Below are 17,643 nucleotides of genomic sequence, written 5' to 3'. Positions count from 1 at the left end.
AAAACCGTTCCTGCAAAACTTCCTGTCATTTAATTGATCCACTGGCCACCTTCGCGGGAGACGACGGCCAGTGGTTGTTGCTTCAAACCGGCTTATTTACCGGATTTGATCTTGGTCCAGCTGCGAGTGATCAGGCGCAGGGTCGCTGCGTCCAGATCGCTGATCGCGTAGAGCTGTTTCTTCACTTCAGCCGACGGGTAGATGCTCGGATCGCTGGTGATGTCTTTGTCGACCAGTGGCGTAGCAGCTTTGTTGCCGTTCGGGAAACGCACGGCGTTGGTGATGCCGGCCATCACTTGCGGCTCAAGCAGGTAGTTCATGAACTTGTAGGCGGCTTCGACGTTTTCGGCATCCTTGGGAATGGCGACCATGTCGTAGAACGTGCCAGCACCTTCTTTTGGAATGGTGTAGGCCAGTTTGACCTTGTCACCGGCTTCCTGGGCGCGGGTCTTGGATTGTTCCAGGTCACCCGAGTAACCGACGGCGACGCAGATGTTGCCGTTGGCCAGATCGGAGATGTACTTGGAGGAATGGAAGTAGGCAACCGAAGGACGAATCTTCAGGAACAGGTCTTCGGCGGCTTTCAGGTCAGCCTTGTCCTTGCTGTTGGTCGGCTTGCCCAGGTAGTGCAACGCCGCCGGAATCATCTCGGTCGGTGCGTCGAGGAAGCTTACGCCGCAGCTTTTGAGCTTCTCGATGTTTTCAGGCTTGAACACCACGTCCCAGGAATCGATCTTGTCGATGCCCAGCGCAGCCTTGACCTTGGCCGGGTTGTAGCCGATGCCGATCGAGCCCCACATGTACGGGAACGCGTGCTTGTTGCCTTGGTCGCTGGCATCGCCAACCGCCTTGAGCAGGTCTTCGTCGAGGTTCTTCCAGTTTGGCAGCTTGGACTTGTCCAGCTCCTGATAGACACCGGCCTTGATCTGCTTGGCGAGGAAGTTATTGGAAGGCACCACGATGTCGTAACCGGACTTGCCGGCCAGCAGCTTGGCTTCCAGGGTTTCGTTGCTGTCGAAGACGTCGTAGACGACTTTGATCCCGGTGGCTTTTTCGAAGTTGGCCACGGTGTCCGGGGCGATGTAGTCGGACCAGTTGTAGACGTGCAACACCTTGTCGTCCGCCTGAGCCGCAGCCGCCATGACTCCCATCAGGGACATGGCGAGCAGAGTCTTGCCAGCGAGCTTTTTGCCTAATGCCTTCATGCGTTAATGCTCCAAATTTTTCTTTTTTGAACCACTTTGTTCAGCGGCCGAACCCGGACAACTGGAACCGCGGCTAGTCTGGCAAGATCCGAGGCGGTCTTTCAAGAAAAGACCAGCCTTTCTGACAGCTTTGAGCGCGAGCGCCACGGCTCCCCCGCTCAAAGCCTAGCACTTAGCCCTGCAACGCACTGAGGGTCAGGTCCAGACACTTGCGTGCCTTTGTAACCAGCTCATCGATCTCGGCTTTGCTGATCACCAGCGGCGGCGCGATGATCATAGTGTCGCCCACAGCGCGCATGATCAGGCCGTTGTCGAAGCAGAACTGGCGGCAGATCATGCCGACGCCCTTGCCTTCGTAACGCTTGCGCGTGGCCTTGTCCTGCACCAGCTCGATCGCGCCCAACAGACCGACGCCGCGAACTTCACCCACCAACGGGTGATCGTTCAGTTCCCGCAGACGTTTCTGCAAATACGGTGCCGTTTCGTTGTGCGCGTTCTCGATAATTTTTTCGTCGCGCAGGATGCGGATATTTTCCAGGCCCACCGCCGCCGCCACCGGGTGACCGGAGTAGGTGAAGCCGTGGTTGAAATCGCCACCTTCGTTGAGCACCGCAACAACGGAGTCACGAACGATCAGGCCACCCATCGGGATGTAGCCGGAGGTCAGGCCTTTGGCGATGGTCATCATGTCGGGTTTGAGGTCGTAGAAATCGCTACCGAACCACTCACCGGTACGGCCGAAACCGCAGATCACTTCGTCCGCGACGAACAGGATGTCGTACTTGGCGAGGATTTCCTTGATGCGCGGCCAGTAGCTGTCGGGCGGAATGATCACGCCGCCGGCGCCCTGGATCGGCTCGGCAATAAAGGCACCGACGTTGTCGACGCCGACTTCGAGAATCTTCTCTTCCAGCTGATTGGCCGCCCAGATGCCGAACTCTTCCGGCGACATGTCGCCGCCTTCAGCGAACCAGTACGGCTGCGCGATGTGCACGATGCCCGGGATCGGCAAGTCGCCTTGTTCGTGCATATACGTCATGCCACCGAGGCTCGCGCCGGCCACGGTCGAACCGTGATAACCGTTCTTGCGGCTGATGATGACTTTCTTGTTCGGCTGGCCTTTGATCGCCCAATAGTGGCGGACCATACGCAGCATGGTGTCGTTGCCTTCGGAACCGGAACCGGTGAAGAACACATGATTCATGCCTTCCGGTGCCACGTCGGCGATTGCCTTGGCCAGTTCCAGCGCCGGCGGGTGCGCGGTCTGGAAGAACAGGTTGTAGTACGGCAGTTCGCGCATCTGTTTGGCGGCCGCGTCGGCCAGCTCATCGCGACCATAACCGATGGCCACACACCACAGACCGGCCATGCCGTCGAGAATCTTGTTGCCTTCGCTGTCCCACAGGTAAACGCCCTTGGCGTTGGTGATGATCCGCGGGCCTTTCTCTTTCAGCTGCTTGAAGTCGCTGAACGGGGCCAGGTGGTGATCATTGCTGAGTGCTTGCCACTCGCGGGTTTGCGGGTTGTTGCTGGTCATGCCAATTCTCCTTGTTATCGGTGAAGACGCGGCCGCTGAGGACCGCGCCCGGCGTATCAGACGGCGAAGAGCAGGTACTCACGCTCCCAGGAACTGATCACGCGCTTGAAGTTTTCATGCTCGGCCCGTTTTACCGCGACGTAGCCAGTGATGAAGGTTTTGCCCAGGTACTTCTCGATGGTGGCGCTGTTTTCCATACGCTCCAGCGCGTCTTCGATGGTCAGCGGCAGGCGCAGGTTGCGGCGCTCATAACCACGGCCCACCACCGGCGCGCTCGGGTTGAGGCCTTCGACCATGCCGATGTAACCGCAGAGCAGGCTAGCGGCGATCGCCAGATACGGGTTGGCGTCGGCGCCCGGCAGGCGGTTCTCGACGCGACGGTTCTGCGGGCCGGCATCCGGAACGCGCAGGCCGACGGTGCGGTTCTCTTCGCCCCACTCGACGTTGACCGGTGCCGAGGTATCCGGCAGGAAGCGGCGGAACGAGTTGACGTTCGGCGCGAACAGCGGCAGCAATTCCGGAATCAGCTTCTGCAAACCACCGATGTGGTGCAGGAACAACTGGCTCATGGTCCCGTCTTCATTGGAGAAGACGTTCTTGCCGGTCTCGATGTCGATGATGCTCTGGTGCAAGTGCATCGCACTGCCCGGCTCGCCGGTCATCGGTTTGGCCATAAAGGTCGCAGCGACGTCGTGCTTGAGCGCGGCTTCGCGCATGGTGCGTTTGAACACCAGAATCTGGTCGGCCAGCGACAGTGCGTCGCCGTGACGGAAGTTGATTTCCATCTGCGCCGTACCGTCCTCGTGGATCAGCGTGTCGAGGTCCAGCTCCTGCAGTTCGCACCAGTCGTAGACGTCTTCGAACAGCGGATCGAATTCGTTCGCCGCTTCAATCGAGAACGACTGGCGGCCGATTTCCGGACGACCCGAGCGCCCGATTGGCGGCTGCAACGGATAGTCAGGGTCGTCGCTGCGCTTGGTCAGGTAGAACTCCATTTCCGGCGCCACGATTGGCTGCCAGCCCTTGTCGGCATAGAGTTTGAGGACTTTCTTGAGGACGTTGCGCGGCGACAGCTCGATCGGGTTGCCCTGCTTGTCGTAGGTGTCGTGGATCACTTGAGCAGTTGGCTCGATGGCCCACGGCACCAGGTACACGGCATTCTGGTCGGGGCGGCAGATCATGTCGATGTCGGCCGGGTCGAGCAGTTCGTAATAGATGTCGTCTTCGACGTAGTCGCCGGTCACGGTCTGCAACAGCACGCTTTCTGGCAGACGCATGCCTTTTTCGGCGATGAACTTGTTGGTCGGCGAGATCTTGCCCCGCGTGATCCCGGTCAAGTCGGCGATCATGCATTCGACTTCTGTGATCTTGTGGTCTTTCAACCAATCGGTGAGCTGGTCGAGGTTGTTACTCATAAATGCCTCTGGGCTGAGTCTCCTGACATGATGTCAGGCAAAGTTTGACGCTTGCAGCGTCGCGTTAAAGGGGGCTTGCTCGCGCAGTGCCGGCTTACGCCTGGCACCGCGCATAGACAATGAAAGAGGAGCTTACCTGCCCTTTACGCTGGCGTTGCATTTCCTGTGCACACTCAAGGCGTGCAGAATCATGAGCACGGCTTGGCAAGCGGCACAGGCTTTGAGGGTGAAAGCGATCTATATTGGAAGGGGACGCCATAAACAGGATGCTTTCCCGTACGTCCAGAATATCGGACGCTGACGCTTGAGCGGTCATGGACGGGAACATCGTCGCTAACGGGCGAGCCATGCTGGCTGCGCTACGGACGGATTGGTCGCCACTGATGTGATGAGCATGCAGACCGGACTGTTGCGAGCAGTCGGTGATGCCGATTAACGGCAGGCGAGACATGAAGCACCCCGGTATTATTGCTGTTATGGGTTTGATCGGAGCTTAGCCTTGTTCATTTTTTTACACAACACCCCCGTAAAAAATACAACACGGCCTGCTCAAGCCTGCGGGTGCACAGTCTCCCAAGGGCAAAAAAACGCCCGAAAGTGCCCCATAAATGCCCTCACAGCGCTTTTTTAGGGCAAAAAAGGCCTCGCTTGACTTCGGCAGGCCGTTCGGGTTGACTGAAACCAGAAAAGATCAATGATTGATATTTTTAACAACAAAGGTGTTGCATCATGTCGGTACCCCCGCGTGCCGTTCAGCTTAACGAAGCGAACGCGTTCCTTAAGGAACATCCTGAGGTTCTGTACGTTGACCTTCTGATTGCGGATATGAATGGTGTGGTGCGCGGCAAGCGCATTGAACGCACCAGCCTCCACAAGGTTTACGAGAAAGGCATCAACCTGCCGGCCTCTCTATTTGCTCTGGATATCAATGGCTCTACGGTGGAAAGCACCGGCCTGGGCCTGGACATCGGCGACGCCGATCGTATCTGCTATCCAATCCCCGACACCCTGTGCAACGAGCCATGGCAGAAGCGCCCGACCGCGCAACTGTTGATGACCATGCACGAACTCGAAGGCGATCCTTTCTTCGCCGATCCGCGCGAAGTGCTCCGTCAAGTTGTTGCAAAGTTTGACGAGCTCGGCCTGACCATCTGCGCCGCATTCGAACTCGAGTTCTACCTGATCGACCAGGAAAACGTGAACGGCCGTCCACAGCCGCCACGCTCGCCGATCTCCGGCAAACGTCCGCACTCGACGCAGGTCTACCTGATCGACGACCTCGACGAATACGTCGACTGCCTCCAGGACATTCTGGAAGGTGCCAAAGAGCAAGGCATCCCGGCCGACGCCATCGTCAAGGAAAGTGCCCCGGCGCAGTTCGAAGTGAACCTGCACCACGTCGCCGACCCGATCAAGGCGTGCGACTACGCGGTACTGCTCAAGCGTCTGATCAAGAACATCGCTTACGACCATGAGATGGACACCACCTTCATGGCCAAGCCGTACCCGGGCCAGGCAGGTAATGGTCTGCACGTACACATTTCGATTCTGGATAAAGAAGGCAAAAACATTTTTGCCAGCGAGGATCCCGAGCAGAACGCCGCGCTGCGTCACGCGATCGGCGGTGTGCTCGAGACCCTGCCCGCGCAGATGGCTTTCCTCTGCCCGAACGTCAACTCCTACCGTCGTTTCGGCGCACAGTTCTACGTGCCGAACTCGCCGTGCTGGGGCCTGGACAACCGCACCGTGGCGATTCGCGTACCGACCGGTTCGTCCGATGCCGTGCGTATCGAACACCGCGTCGCCGGTGCCGATGCCAACCCGTACCTGCTGATGGCTTCGGTTCTGGCCGGCGTGCACCACGGTCTGACCAACAAGATCGAGCCGGGCGCGCCTGTCGAAGGCAACAGCTACGAGCAGAACGAACAAAGCCTGCCGAACAACTTGCGCGATGCCCTGCGCGAGCTGGACGACAGCGAGGTGATGGCCAAGTACATCGATCCGAAGTACATCGATATCTTCGTCGCCTGCAAGGAAAGCGAGCTGGAGGAGTTCGAACACTCCATCTCCGACCTTGAGTACAACTGGTATCTGCATACCGTTTAAGCGGTTACAGCGCCAAAAGGAACGCCGTTGGCTATCGCAGCCCACGGCGTTTTTTTATGGCCGCCTGCGGCGGTTCGCGAGCAGGCTCGCTCCCACAGGGGGCTGTGTGTACAAATACTCAAGTTCACTGGAGATCAAATGTGGGAGCGAGCCTGCTCGCGAAGAGGCCGACAAGACAACGCACAAGCCGGCTCGTACAATGCCCGCTGCCCCGCAGGAGACTTCCATGACGCGACCCGCCCCCGCCCGCAAACCCCGTGCCCGCAGCCAGGCGCGCATCGATTCGATACTCGACGCCGCACGCACGCTGCTGGCCGCCGAGGGTGTGGCGAGTCTGTCGATCTACAGCGTCGCCGAGCGCGCGCAGATTCCACCCTCCTCCGTGTATCACTTCTTCGCCAGCGTCCCGGCGCTGCTTGAGGCACTGACGGCGGATGTGCACGCGGCGTTTCGCGCCTGCCTGCAAGCGCCGATCGCTCACGAAGCTTTGCGTGACTGGCGTGATCTGTCGCGACTGGTCGAGCAACGGATGCTGGAGATCTACGACGAAGACGCCGCCGCACGCCAGTTGATTCTCGCCCAGCACGGCTTGACCGAAGTGACCCAGGCTGACCGGCAGCACGACATTGAGCTGGGCGACCTGATGCACAAGCTGTTCGATCATCACTTCGAGTTGCCGAGGCTGCCGGAGGATGTCGATGTGTTTGCCTTGGCGATGGAGTTGGGTGACCGGGTTTATGCGCGCTCGGTGCAACAGCACGGGCAGATCACACCGCGCATGGCCGAGGAAGGGATGCGCGTGTTTGATGCCTACATTGGGTTGTATCTGCCGCCTTACCTGCCCAAGCGCTGAGCCATGATCGTTCCCACGCTCTGCGTGGGAATGCAGCCCGTGACGCTCCGCGTCACTGGACGCAGAGCGTCCCAAGAGGCATTCCCACGCGGAGCATGGGAACGATCGCCATCTCTAGTGATCTGACTGACCTCTTCGCGAGCAGGCTCGCTCCCACATTTGGAATGCGATCCCCTGTGGGAGCGAGCCTGCTCGCGAAGGCCGCACCGCAGTTTTCAGATCAGGCACAAAAAACCCCGCAGGGCTCACGCCCTCCGGGGTTGTTTTTTACTCACTGGCTTACAACTTGGCGATCGACACCTCGGTGGATTTCACAAAGGCGATCACTTCGCTGCCAACCACCAGTTCCAGCTCCTTGACCGAGCGGGTGGTGATCACCGAAGTGACGATGCCGGAAGCGGTTTGCACGTCGATTTCCGACAGCACGTCGCCGAGGACGATTTCCTTGATCGAGCCTTTGAACTGGTTACGGACGTTGATGGCTTTGATAGTCATGATATTTCTCCTGAGGTCGAAATAAGCGGCAAGTGGCAAGCTTCAAGCGGCAAGCAAAAGCACAGCGCTTCTACTTGTAGCTTGTAGCTTGAGGCTCGCAGCGGCTTCATTGCGCCCAACGCAGTTGCGTAGGCAGTGGTGAAACAGGTTCCGGCGCCGGCGGTTCGCCGGGCAGGGAGAGAACACGGTTAAGCACTTCGGTTTCCAGCGCTGCGAGTCTGTGCGAACCACGCACTCGCGGCCGCGGCAGTTCCACATGCAAGTCGAGGCCGACTTCGCCGTCCTCGATCAGAATCACCCGGTCGGCAATCGCCACCGCTTCGCTGACGTCGTGGGTCACCAGCAGCACGGTGAAGCCGTGTTGCTGCCAGAGACGCTCGATCAGTTGCTGCATTTCAATACGGGTCAGCGCATCCAGCGCACCGAGCGGTTCGTCGAGCAACAGCAGGCGCGGTTGATGGATCAGTGCGCGTGCCAGTGCGACGCGTTGTTTCTGCCCGCCGGACAACGCCGCCGGCCACTCATTGGCGCGATCCGCCAGACCCACCGCGTCCAGTGCTTCAAGAGCCTTGGAACGCCAGTTGCCTTTAAGGCCCAAGCCGACGTTGTCGATGATCTTTTTCCATGGCAGCAGACGTGCTTCCTGGAACATCAATCGGGTGTCTTCCCGCGCATCGCTGAGCGGCGCAGAACCGGCGAGCAAGTCGCCGCCAGTCGGTTGATCGAGGCCGGCGAGCAAGCGCAGCAAGGTACTTTTGCCGCAGCCACTGCGCCCGACCACGGCGACGAACTGCCCCGCCGGAATGTGCAGATCAATGTCACGCAGCACCTGCCGCGAACCGAAGGTTTTCTGCAGGTTGCGCACCGCCAGCGGAATCCCGCGAAGCAGGCGTGGAGGTTGTTGAGCAGTCATGCCGCACCTCCTTTGGCAACCTGATAGGCCGGGTGCCAACGCAACCACACACGTTCAAGTCCACGGGCGGCGAGGTCGGCGAGTTTGCCCAGCACCGCGTAAAGCAGGATCGCCAGCACCACCACGTCGGTCTGCAAAAACTCCCGGGCGTTCATCGCCAGATAGCCGATGCCGGAGCTGGCGGAAATGGTTTCGGCGACGATCAGCGTCAGCCACATAAAGCCCAGGGCGAAACGCACGCCGACCAGAATCGAAGGTAGCGCGCCCGGCAGAATCACCTGCCAGAACAGGCTGAACCCGCTCAAGCCATAACTGCGCGCCATCTCCACCAGCGCCGGGTCGACGTTGCGGATGCCGTGATAAGTGTTGAGGTAGATCGGGAACAACGTGCCCAGCGCCACCAGAAAAATCTTCGCCGACTCATCGATGCCGAACCACAGGATCACCAGCGGAATCAGCGCCAGATGCGGCACGTTACGGATCATCTGCACCGAGCTGTCGAGCAGGCGTTCGCCCCATTTCGACAGGCCCGTGATGAAACCCAAGACCAGACCGATACTGCCGCCGATGGTGAAACCGAGGGCCGCGCGCCAGCCGCTGATCGCCAGGTGCGTCCAGATTTCGCCGCTGCGCACCAGGCTCACGCCGGCTTCGATCACCGCCACCGGTGCCGGCAGAATCCGTGTCGACAACCAACCCGCCGACACCGACAACTGCCACACCGCCAGCAACAACACCGGCAACGCCCAGGGCGCGAGGCTGTGGATGATTTTCTTCATGGCGCGCCTCAGCTCTGCGACGCGGCTTTGGGAAGAATGTCGTTGGCGACCATCTCGCCGAACGGGCTGACGTAACCGGCGCTTTTCGGCAGTTCCGGGCGCTCGATATCGAGGTGCGGGAACAGCAGTTCAGCGACGCGATACGACTCTTCAAGGTGTGGATAACCGGAGAAGATGAAGGTGTCGATGCCCAGATCGGCGTATTCCTTCACGCGCGCTGCGACGGTCGGGCCGTCGCCAACCAGCGCCGTACCGGCACCGCCGCGTACCAGACCGACGCCGGCCCAGAGGTTCGGGCTGACTTCGAGGTTGTCGCGGCTGCCACCGTGCAGGGCGGCCATGCGTTGCTGGCCAACCGAATCGAAACGCGCCAGCGACGCTTGAGCGCGAGCGATGGTGTCGTCATCCAGATGCGAGATCAGCCGATCCGCCGCTTGCCACGCTTCAGCGTTGGTTTCACGAACGATCACGTGCAGACGAATGCCGAAGCGTACGGTGCGGCCAAGCTTGGCGGCTTTGGCGCGAACTTGTGCAATCTTCTCCGCCACGGCTGCTGGCGGCTCGCCCCAGGTCAGGACCATTTCCACTTGTTCAGCAGCCAAGTCCTGCGCCGCTTCCGACGAGCCACCGAAGTACAGCGGCGGACGCGGTTGCTGAATCGGCGGGTAGAGCAACTTGGCGCCTTTCACGCTGATGTGCTGACCGTCGTAATCGACGGTTTCGCCTTCCAGCACACGACGCCAGATGCGGGTGAACTCCACCGAGGCCTGATAGCGTTCTTCGTGGCTGAGAAACAGACCGTCGCCAGCCAATTCTTCCGGGTCACCGCCAGTCACGAGGTTGAACAGCGCACGGCCGCCGGACAGGCGATCGAGTGTGGCTGCCTGCCGCGCTGCGACCGTCGGGGAAATGATCCCGGGGCGCAGGGCAACGAGGAATTTCAGACGCTGGGTCACCGGGATCAGCGACGCCGCCACCAGCCACGAGTCTTCGCAGGAGCGGCCGGTGGGGATCAGCACACCGCCGAAGCCCAGACGATCCGCTGCTTGCGCGACCTGTTGCAGATAACCGTGGTCGACGGCGCGAGCGCCTTCGGCGGTGCCAAGGTAATGGCCGTCGCCGTGGGTAGGCAGGAACCAGAAGATATTGAGGCTCATGGAGTGGTCTCCTTGGGGATTCGAATTACTGCGCTTTAGCCACAGCGGCCGGTGGTGTCCAGATCACATCCTTGATGCTCAGCGGCTTCGGAATCAGCTTGAGCTGGAAGAACGTGTCAGCGATTTTCTGCTGCGCGGCGACCACTTCCGGAGTCAGGAACAGCGCGCCGTAGCCCTGGCGCTTGACCGAGGTCAGGGTGATGTCCGCCGGCAGGCCGAGCAGTGGCGCGACTTGTTGGGTCACGTCTTCAGGGTTGGCTTTCGACCATTCGCCGACGGCGCGCACTTCCTCAACGAGGGTCTTGATCACCTCGGGATTTTTCTGTGCGTAAGGCTTGGTCGCGAGATAGAACTGGTGGTTGTCGACGATGCCTTTGCCGTCGCGCAGGGTGTGCGCTTGCAGCTGTTTCTCGGCGGCAGCCTGGTACGGATCCCAGATGACCCAGGCGTCGACGCTGCCACGTTCGAACGCGGCGCGAGCATCGGCTGGCGGCAGGAATACGGTTTGAATGTCGGTGTATTTGAGGCCGGCGTCTTCCAGTGCACGCACCAGCAGGTAGTGAACGTTGGAGCCTTTGTTCAGGGCGACTTTCTTGCCTTTGAGATCGGCCACCGATTTGATCGGCGAGTCTTTCGGCACAAGGATCGCTTCGCTGTTCGGCGCGGGTGGTTCATAAGCGACGTAAAGCAAATCGGCGCCGGCAGCCTGGGCGAAGACTGGCGGGGTTTCGCCGGTGACACCGAAGTCGATCGAGCCGACGTTCAGGCCTTCGAGCAGTTGCGGGCCACCGGGGAATTCAGTCCATTGCACGTCGACGCCTTGAGCGGCCAGACGTTTTTCCAAAGTGCCTTTGGCTTTGAGCAGCACCAGCGTGCCGTACTTCTGATAACCGATCCGAAGGGTCTCGGCTTGAGCTTGAGTGATGGCGCCGAAGGTGACAGCCGCAGCAAACAGAGCGACCAGACCACGACGCAAAAATACAGTGCGCATAGCGCTCTCCTTTTTGCTGTTGGGTTTTGGCTGCACCTGCTTGACCGTTAGCGGCGAAGTAAGGTGAGTTACATCAAATGCGGGTGTGGCTTAAATGCTCCAGCGAGCACTCAACAAACGTTCGTTCAACAGGCCCGGTTCCAGCGGTTTCGGCCGGCGGGCCATGGCGCCGACAAACTGATCCAGCGCTTCATGCAGACGCTGCTCCAACGCCGGTGCCAGTTGCGCCGCAGCACTGCCTTCGCCGTAAGCGATCTGGCTGTCCTCGGCGAAAATCCCCTGGAGCATTTCCTGGGCTTTCAACGCCGACAACACAGGCTTGAGGGCGTAATCGACCACCAGCATGTGGGCGATGCTGCCGCCAGTGGCCATCGGCAAGACAATCTTGTGGTTCAGCGCGCGCTCGGGCAGCAGATCCAGCAGGGTTTTCAGGGCGCCGGAGAACGATGCTTTGTAAACCGGTGTGGCGATCAGCAGGCCGTCGGCGTTTTCAATCTGTTGCAGCAGGTCGAGCACCTTCGGGCTGTCGAAGCGGGCATGGAGCAAATCTTCGGCCGGGAAGTCCCGCACCTGATAACTCACCACTTCCACCCCTTGCGCCTGCAACCAGCGTTGCGAGCGTTCCAGCAGCACCCCGGAACGGGAGCGCAGGCTGGGACTGCCACCGAGTGAGACGACCAGCATCGAGACAATTCCTTAAGCGTTACAGGCGATTCGCGGGTTGCGATCTCGCTTCGATGGGAGTGACCTTACCAGCTGATTTATATATCCATAAATCATATTTATTCATTTGGTTATGCATTTAGGAGATATGCGATTCGCTTTGTTTCGGGCGAAAAAAAGGCCGTCGAGACGGCCTGAAATCCCCTGCTTAGTGGTTCCGTGGTGACTGGACTAACGCCATCGCGAGCAGGCTCACTCCTACATTTGGAATGCGTCTCCCTGTAGGAGTGAGCCTGCTCGCGATGGCGGTGGTGGCTACACCGCAAATTTCACTTGTTCGGCTGTGGCGTCAGGCGCAGGTATGGCTTCACGGCACGATAACCCTTCGGAAAACGCTGCTTGATCTCTTCCTCATCCTTGAGCGAAGGCACGATCACCACCTCTTCACCGTCCTGCCAGTTGGCCGGGGTGGCCACCTTGTAGTTGTCGGTGAGCTGCAGCGAATCGATCACCCGCAGAATCTCGTGGAAGTTGCGCCCGGTGCTCGCTGGGTAAGTGATGGTCAGGCGAATCTTCTTGTTCGGGTCGATCACGAACAGCGAACGCACGGTCAGCGTGTCGTTGGCGTTCGGGTGGATCAGATCGTAGAGGTCGGAAACTTTGCGATCGGCATCGGCCAGGATCGGGAAGTTGACGACCGTGTTCTGGGTTTCGTTGATGTCTTCGATCCACTTGTGGTGCGAGTCCACCGGATCGACCGACAGCGCAATGGCTTTGACGCCGCGTTTGCTGAACTCATCCTTGAGCTTGGCGGTGAAGCCCAGCTCAGTGGTGCACACCGGGGTGAAGTCCGCCGGGTGGGAGAACAGCACGCCCCAGCTATCGCCCAGCCATTCGTGGAAACGAATCTTGCCGGCGCTGGAATCCTGTTCGAAATCGGGGGCGATGTCGCCGAGTCTGAGGCTCATGGTGCTGCTCCTGATGAGTTGTTCGAGACCTCAACTGTAGCCCGTGATTTGCCATCGTGAAAAAGAATAAATAATGAGATATCTAGATCATAAGTGAATATTAAACATCTGTTCACTGGACGCTGGCAGGCATCCCGACGAACATCGGCCCCAAGGTTCGAGAAGGCCTTGAGTTGCTGTAAAGAGGGGAATTTCGGGGAGGGCTTACGGGGGTGAGTCTGACTCGAAAACGCAAAAGCCCCGTCCGGCGCGATGCCGGACGGGGCTTTTTTTACTTCAGCGAGTCGAGGCGCGCTATTACAGCAGCGGGATCGAGTAGCTGAGGATCAAGCGGTTTTCATCCTGGTCGCGAACGCCCGGGATGTTGGTGCGCCAGGTAGCGTTTTTCCACATGAAGCCGACGTTTTTCAACGGGCCTTCCGGTACGACGTAACCGATGGTCAGGTCGCGCTCCCACTCGGAGCTGTTGTTGCCAGCTGGAGCGGTAGAGGTTCTGTTGGTGTCGATATCGTCACCACGCAGGTAAACCATGCCAGCAGTCAGGCCAGGCACACCAACTTTGGCGAAATCATAGGAGTAGCGTGCCTGCCAGGTTTTCTCGCCAGCACGACCGAACTTCTGGATTTGCATGTCAGTGATGGTGTAGTTCGAGGAACCGTCGCCCTGGTTCAGCCAAGGGAAGTCGCTGCTGCCGTTGCTGACCTGATAACCGCCACCGAAGGTGTGGCCTTCAACGGTGTACAGGAACAGGCCGCTGTAAAGGTTGTTGTCGACTTTACCTTTACCGTTACCGGTACTGCTGTAGTTGCCGTTGCTGTAATAAGCCGGGTTGTGGCCGTTCAGACCGTCGTCGGAGCTATTGAAATAACGGAAATCGGACTTCAATACACCTGGGCCGATCGACCAGTTATGAACCAGGCCCAGGAAGTGCTGCTTGTAGAAGTCTTCCAGGTTGCCGTAGTAATACTGAGCTGTCAGGTCCTTGGTGATTTTATAATCACCACCGGCATAGATGAACTTGTTGCTGTTAGCGGTACGCGCGTTTGCACCACCGATGGACAGCTGTTCATTGTTGCTGGAGTTACGACCTTTAACGTGTTCGATCTGACCGCCGACCAGGGTCAGGTCTTTGATCTCGGCGGAGGTGATCTGACCACCCTGCCAGGTTTGTGGCAGCAAACGACCGTCGTTGGTAACGATAACCGGCAGTTTTGGCTGCAGGGTGCCCAGTTTCAGTTCGGTCTGAGAGATCTTGGCTTTGGCAGTCAGGCCCAGGCTGGAGAAGTCATCAACTGCTTCGCCATTGGACTTGCTCGGGAACACAGTGCCGCCGTACGAGTTGTTGGAAGCACCGTTGGTGCCGCCACCTGAATCCAGACGCACGCCCAACAGGCCGATAGCGTCGACACCAAAGCCCACAGTGCCTTGGGTGTAGCCGGAAATGAACCGCAGATCGAAGCCTTGGCCCCACTCTTCGTTCTTGTTGGCGCCCGGACCACTACGGTTGTCAGTGTTGATGTAGAAGTTACGCAGCCCCAAAGTAGCTTTGCTGTCTTCGATGAAACCGGCGGCGCCTGCCTGCTGCGCCATAACCCCTACGGCCACAGCCAGGGCCAAGGTGGACTTGTTCATGTAAAGCTCCTCTCGTTTCTAATTCTTGTGTTCCTGGCCCGGGGTCTGATGCCCTGGGTCCTAAGATGCGCGATTAGCGCCAGACCGTGACTGACAAGTCAATCGTAACCTTGTATGTCTACGACCAAGGTCTAATCGCAGTGATTTGGTCCGTGCAGAGTAAAGATTTCCTGATAAACCCAAAAAGAATTTATTCATTCTTTTTCATATCATTTCGGAATATGGCCATTATCGTGCCATCTCCGCTGGGAAACAGCGTATCGGCGACTAAGCTCATTCCTAAATGGTATTTGTTAGCCTTTTTTTATATCGATTAGCTTTGGCGCAACCCCGAATCGTCAAACCCTATCGAAAAGGCGACGCCATGATGGCCAAACGCGCACTATCTAGTCAATTTGTTACAGTTTGTGTGTCGGCGATGATTAGTTTTTCCGCCCATGCCGCCAACCTCACCGTGGGTTATCAAACCGGTATCGACCCGAGCAAAGTCCCCCAGGCCGACGGCGTCTACGAAAAAACCATCGGCGAGAAAATCGACTGGCGCCGCTTCAACAGTGGCCCGGAAGTTGTGACAGCCATTGCTTCGGGTGACGTGCAGATCGGCAACCTCGGTTCCAGCCCGTTGGCAGCGGCGGCCTCGCGTAATCTGCCAATTGTCGCGTTCATCGTTTCAGCGCAGATCAATGCCGCCGAAGCGTTGGTGGTGCGCAATGGCAGCGGCATCAACACACCCCAGGATCTGGTCGGCAAGACCATCGCCACGCCCTTCGTTTCCACCTCCCACTACAGCCTGCTCGGCGCACTCAAGCATTGGGGGCTGGATAGCTCGAAAGTCAAAGTGGTGAACCTGCAACCGGCAGAGATTGCAGCGGCGTGGAAACGTGGCGATATCGATGGCGCGTTTGTCTGGTCGCCGGCGCTGGGGGAAATCCGCAAGACCGGCAAGACTCTGACCGATGCCGCACAGGTCGGTCAGTGGGGCGCGCCGACCTTCGAGGTTTGGGTCGCGCGCAAGGATTTCGCCGAGAAGCACCCCGACGTCGTAGCGAAATTCGCCAAGGTCACGCTGGATTCATTTGCCGATTACGCGGCGCATAAAGACAGCTGGACGGCCGACTCGGTGCCGGTACAGAAAATCGCCAAACTGACCGGTGCCAACGCCGCCGATGTACCGGAATTGCTCGCAGGTTCAGCGTTCCCGGATGCCAAGGCGCAGCAAACTACAGCGCTGCTGGACGGCGGCACAGCAAAGGCGATTGGCGAGACGGCGAAGTTTTTGAAGGAACAGGGCAAGGTTGAGACGGTGCTGCCGGACTACTCGCCGTACGTCAGCGCGAAGTTCATCGCCCAGTAAAAAGCTTCGCGAGCAGGCTCGCTCCCACATGGGTTCATTGAACAAATGTGGGAGCGAGCCTGCTCGCGAATGGAGCGCCTCGGTTACAGAGTCTTTTCGAAGATTTTCGAATTGCGCTGGAAGTTGTACAACGAAGCCCGCGCCGCTGGCAGGCGTTCAACGCTGCTCGGTTCGAACCCGCGCTCACGGAACCAGTGCGCGGTGCGCGTGGTGAGAACGAACAAGGTCTTCAAACCCTGCGCCCGCGCACGGGTTTCGATGCGCTCCAACAGTTCATCACCGCGACCGCCATGACGGTACTCCGGATTCACCGCCAGACACGCCAGTTCACCGGCATCGGAATCGGCGATCTGATACAGCGCCGCACAGGCGATGATCATGCCTTCACGCTCGACCACGCTGAACTGTTCGATCTCGCGTTCCAGCACTTCGCGCGAACGCCGCACCAGAATCCCCTGCTCTTCCAGCGGACTGATCAAGTCGAGCAAGCCGCCGACGTCTTCAATCGCTGCCTCGCGCACCAGTTCGAATTGCTCCTGCGCGACCAACGTACCGCCACCGTCACGGGTAAACAGCTCGGTCAGCAGTGCGCCGTCTTCGGCATAACTGACGATATGACTGCGCGCGACACCGCCACGGCAAGCCTCAGCGGCAGCATCGAGCAGTTCCGCCTGATAGTTGCTGCCAAGGCGCTGTAAATGCGCCGGCACTTGCTGTGGACGCAGTTCGCGCACCAGTTTGCCGTTTTCGTCGATCAGACCGAGGTCGGCACCGAACAGCAGCAGTTTGTCGGCGCCCAGGTCGATGGCGGCGCGGGTAGCGACGTCTTCGCAGGCGAGGTTGAAGATTTCACCGGTCGGCGAATAGCCCAGCGGCGACAGCAGCACAATCGAGCGCTCATCGAGCAGGCGATTGATGCCCTTGCGGTCGACCCGGCGCACTTCGCCGGTGTGGTGATAGTCGACGCCTTCGAGCACGCCGATCGGCCGCGCGGTAACGAGGTTGCCGCTGGCCACGCGCAAACGCGAGCCCTGCATCGGCGACGACGCCATGTCCATCGACAAACGCGCTTCGATGGCGATGCGCAATTGGCCGACCGCGTCGATCACGCATTCCAGGGTCGCGGCATCGGTGATGCGCATGCCGTGGTGGTAATGCGGGGTCAGCCCACGCGCGGCGAGGCGGGTTTCGATCTGCGGGCGCGAACCGTGCACCAGCACCAGTCGAACGCCAAGGCTGTGCAGCAAGACTAGGTCGTGGACGATGTTGCCGAAGTTCGGATGCTCCACGCCGTCGCCGGGCAGCATGACGACGAAGGTGCAGTCGCGGTGGGCATTGATGTAAGGGGACGCGTGACGAAGCCAGTTAACGTATTCGGGCATGAACCTGGGCCTGTAATAAATAGCAGCCTAAAAAGGGGCGAAACGGAAAACGCACAGCGGGCTGATGGTTATCGTCGGAACAGGCTTGGCGACACGCGCGCTCTCCTCATGAATACGGGTTGGATTCCCACTAATTTAGCGGCTCACCCCTGTAGGAGCTGCCGCAGGCTGCGATCTTTTGATCTTCAGAACA

Annotated in this window: 15 protein-coding genes; 3 read left to right on the top strand and 12 right to left on the bottom strand. The window is 59.2% G+C overall.

Features of this window, described 5'->3' with window-relative positions:
- Window positions 1–92: 92 nt before the first annotated feature.
- From CKW17_RS11315 to CKW17_RS11305, 3 genes are all read right to left on the bottom strand, one after another.
- The gene (locus tag CKW17_RS11315; protein ID WP_007913851.1) at window positions 93–1,205 is read right to left on the bottom strand and encodes a polyamine ABC transporter substrate-binding protein; all 1,113 of its coding nucleotides are present in this window, start codon (window positions 1,203–1,205) and stop codon (window positions 93–95) included.
- A gap of 172 nt (window positions 1,206–1,377) precedes the next feature.
- The gene (locus tag CKW17_RS11310; protein WP_034151967.1) at window positions 1,378–2,742 is read right to left on the bottom strand and encodes an aspartate aminotransferase family protein; all 1,365 of its coding nucleotides are present in this window, start codon (window positions 2,740–2,742) and stop codon (window positions 1,378–1,380) included.
- Between the two features lie 56 nt (window positions 2,743–2,798).
- Window positions 2,799–4,157 (bottom strand): glutamine synthetase family protein, encoded by a 1,359-nt coding sequence (locus CKW17_RS11305; protein ID WP_034151968.1) that lies wholly within the window; start codon window positions 4,155–4,157, stop codon window positions 2,799–2,801.
- Between the two features lie 729 nt (window positions 4,158–4,886).
- On the opposite strand from CKW17_RS11305, the gene CKW17_RS11300 reads away from it, so the two are divergent.
- The gene (locus tag CKW17_RS11300; RefSeq protein ID WP_007913842.1) at window positions 4,887–6,263 is read left to right on the top strand and encodes a glutamine synthetase family protein; all 1,377 of its coding nucleotides are present in this window, start codon (window positions 4,887–4,889) and stop codon (window positions 6,261–6,263) included.
- 226 nt (window positions 6,264–6,489) lie between these two features.
- Entirely contained in the window at window positions 6,490–7,116 is a 627-nt protein-coding gene (locus CKW17_RS11295; RefSeq protein WP_095119885.1) for a TetR/AcrR family transcriptional regulator, read from the top strand.
- 279 nt (window positions 7,117–7,395) lie between these two features.
- Here CKW17_RS11295 and CKW17_RS11290 read toward each other — a convergent pair whose 3' ends face one another.
- From CKW17_RS11290 to CKW17_RS11255, 8 genes are all read right to left on the bottom strand, one after another.
- A complete protein-coding gene (locus tag CKW17_RS11290; RefSeq protein ID WP_003229256.1) occupies window positions 7,396–7,611 on the bottom strand; it encodes a molybdopterin-binding protein in 216 nt (71 codons plus the stop codon).
- Between the two features lie 106 nt (window positions 7,612–7,717).
- Window positions 7,718–8,524 (bottom strand): aliphatic sulfonates ABC transporter ATP-binding protein, encoded by an 807-nt coding sequence (gene ssuB, locus CKW17_RS11285; RefSeq protein WP_095119884.1) that lies wholly within the window; start codon window positions 8,522–8,524, stop codon window positions 7,718–7,720.
- Window positions 8,521–9,303 carry an aliphatic sulfonate ABC transporter permease SsuC gene (ssuC, locus tag CKW17_RS11280; RefSeq protein ID WP_003229260.1) on the bottom strand — a complete coding sequence of 261 codons (783 nt, stop codon included), beginning with the start codon at window positions 9,301–9,303 and terminating at the stop codon, window positions 8,521–8,523. The genes ssuB and ssuC overlap by 4 nt, the downstream gene beginning before the upstream one ends.
- A gap of 8 nt (window positions 9,304–9,311) precedes the next feature.
- Window positions 9,312–10,460, bottom strand: coding sequence for an FMNH2-dependent alkanesulfonate monooxygenase (gene ssuD / locus CKW17_RS11275; RefSeq protein ID WP_018928626.1), 1,149 nt, complete (start codon window positions 10,458–10,460; stop codon window positions 9,312–9,314).
- Window positions 10,461–10,485: 25 nt separating this feature from the next.
- Window positions 10,486–11,451 (bottom strand): sulfonate ABC transporter substrate-binding protein, encoded by a 966-nt coding sequence (locus CKW17_RS11270; RefSeq protein WP_038358995.1) that lies wholly within the window; start codon window positions 11,449–11,451, stop codon window positions 10,486–10,488.
- Between the two features lie 90 nt (window positions 11,452–11,541).
- Window positions 11,542–12,135 (bottom strand): NADPH-dependent FMN reductase, encoded by a 594-nt coding sequence (gene ssuE / locus CKW17_RS11265; protein WP_007913832.1) that lies wholly within the window; start codon window positions 12,133–12,135, stop codon window positions 11,542–11,544.
- Between the two features lie 308 nt (window positions 12,136–12,443).
- Complete coding sequence (locus tag CKW17_RS11260; RefSeq protein ID WP_007913831.1) at window positions 12,444–13,082, bottom strand: peroxiredoxin; 639 nt, start codon at window positions 13,080–13,082, stop codon at window positions 12,444–12,446.
- A 297-nt stretch (window positions 13,083–13,379) separates the two neighbouring features.
- Complete coding sequence (locus CKW17_RS11255) at window positions 13,380–14,714, bottom strand: OprD family porin (protein WP_095119883.1); 1,335 nt, start codon at window positions 14,712–14,714, stop codon at window positions 13,380–13,382.
- Between the two features lie 418 nt (window positions 14,715–15,132).
- Here CKW17_RS11255 and tauA point away from each other — a divergent pair, with 418 nt between their 5' ends.
- Complete coding sequence (gene tauA, locus CKW17_RS11250) at window positions 15,133–16,068, top strand: taurine ABC transporter substrate-binding protein (RefSeq protein ID WP_371850955.1); 936 nt, start codon at window positions 15,133–15,135, stop codon at window positions 16,066–16,068.
- 83 nt (window positions 16,069–16,151) lie between these two features.
- On the opposite strand, the gene argA is transcribed toward tauA, so the two are convergent.
- Complete coding sequence (gene argA, locus CKW17_RS11245; RefSeq protein WP_095119881.1) at window positions 16,152–17,450, bottom strand: amino-acid N-acetyltransferase; 1,299 nt, start codon at window positions 17,448–17,450, stop codon at window positions 16,152–16,154.
- Window positions 17,451–17,643 lie beyond the last annotated feature (193 nt).

The sequence above is a fragment of the Pseudomonas sp. Irchel s3f10 genome, assembly GCF_900187515.1.
Classification (GTDB): domain Bacteria; phylum Pseudomonadota; class Gammaproteobacteria; order Pseudomonadales; family Pseudomonadaceae; genus Aquipseudomonas; species Aquipseudomonas tensinigenes.
Note: the sequence above shows the minus strand (reverse complement) of the source record. Positions and strands in the feature narration are given on the sequence as shown.

Excerpts from the sequence above, each read along its gene's own strand:
- CKW17_RS11295 (WP_095119885.1), top strand. The coding sequence starts at position 6,490 with ATGACGCGACCCGCCCCCGCCCGCAAACCCCGTGCCCGCAGCCAGGCG.
- CKW17_RS11290 (WP_003229256.1), bottom strand. The coding sequence starts at position 7,611 with ATGACTATCAAAGCCATCAACGTCCGTAACCAGTTCAAAGGCTCGATC.
- CKW17_RS11315 (WP_007913851.1), bottom strand. The coding sequence starts at position 1,205 with ATGAAGGCATTAGGCAAAAAGCTCGCTGGCAAGACTCTGCTCGCCATG.
- ssuC (WP_003229260.1), bottom strand. The coding sequence starts at position 9,303 with ATGAAGAAAATCATCCACAGCCTCGCGCCCTGGGCGTTGCCGGTGTTG.
- CKW17_RS11255 (WP_095119883.1), bottom strand. The coding sequence starts at position 14,714 with ATGAACAAGTCCACCTTGGCCCTGGCTGTGGCCGTAGGGGTTATGGCG.
- CKW17_RS11260 (WP_007913831.1), bottom strand. The coding sequence starts at position 13,082 with ATGAGCCTCAGACTCGGCGACATCGCCCCCGATTTCGAACAGGATTCC.
- CKW17_RS11270 (WP_038358995.1), bottom strand. The coding sequence starts at position 11,451 with ATGCGCACTGTATTTTTGCGTCGTGGTCTGGTCGCTCTGTTTGCTGCG.
- ssuB (WP_095119884.1), bottom strand. The coding sequence starts at position 8,524 with ATGACTGCTCAACAACCTCCACGCCTGCTTCGCGGGATTCCGCTGGCG.
- tauA (WP_371850955.1), top strand. The coding sequence starts at position 15,133 with ATGATTAGTTTTTCCGCCCATGCCGCCAACCTCACCGTGGGTTATCAA.
- argA (WP_095119881.1), bottom strand. The coding sequence starts at position 17,450 with ATGCCCGAATACGTTAACTGGCTTCGTCACGCGTCCCCTTACATCAAT.
- CKW17_RS11305 (WP_034151968.1), bottom strand. The coding sequence starts at position 4,157 with ATGAGTAACAACCTCGACCAGCTCACCGATTGGTTGAAAGACCACAAG.
- CKW17_RS11300 (WP_007913842.1), top strand. The coding sequence starts at position 4,887 with ATGTCGGTACCCCCGCGTGCCGTTCAGCTTAACGAAGCGAACGCGTTC.
- ssuE (WP_007913832.1), bottom strand. The coding sequence starts at position 12,135 with ATGCTGGTCGTCTCACTCGGTGGCAGTCCCAGCCTGCGCTCCCGTTCC.
- ssuD (WP_018928626.1), bottom strand. The coding sequence starts at position 10,460 with ATGAGCCTCAATATCTTCTGGTTCCTGCCTACCCACGGCGACGGCCAT.
- CKW17_RS11310 (WP_034151967.1), bottom strand. The coding sequence starts at position 2,742 with ATGACCAGCAACAACCCGCAAACCCGCGAGTGGCAAGCACTCAGCAAT.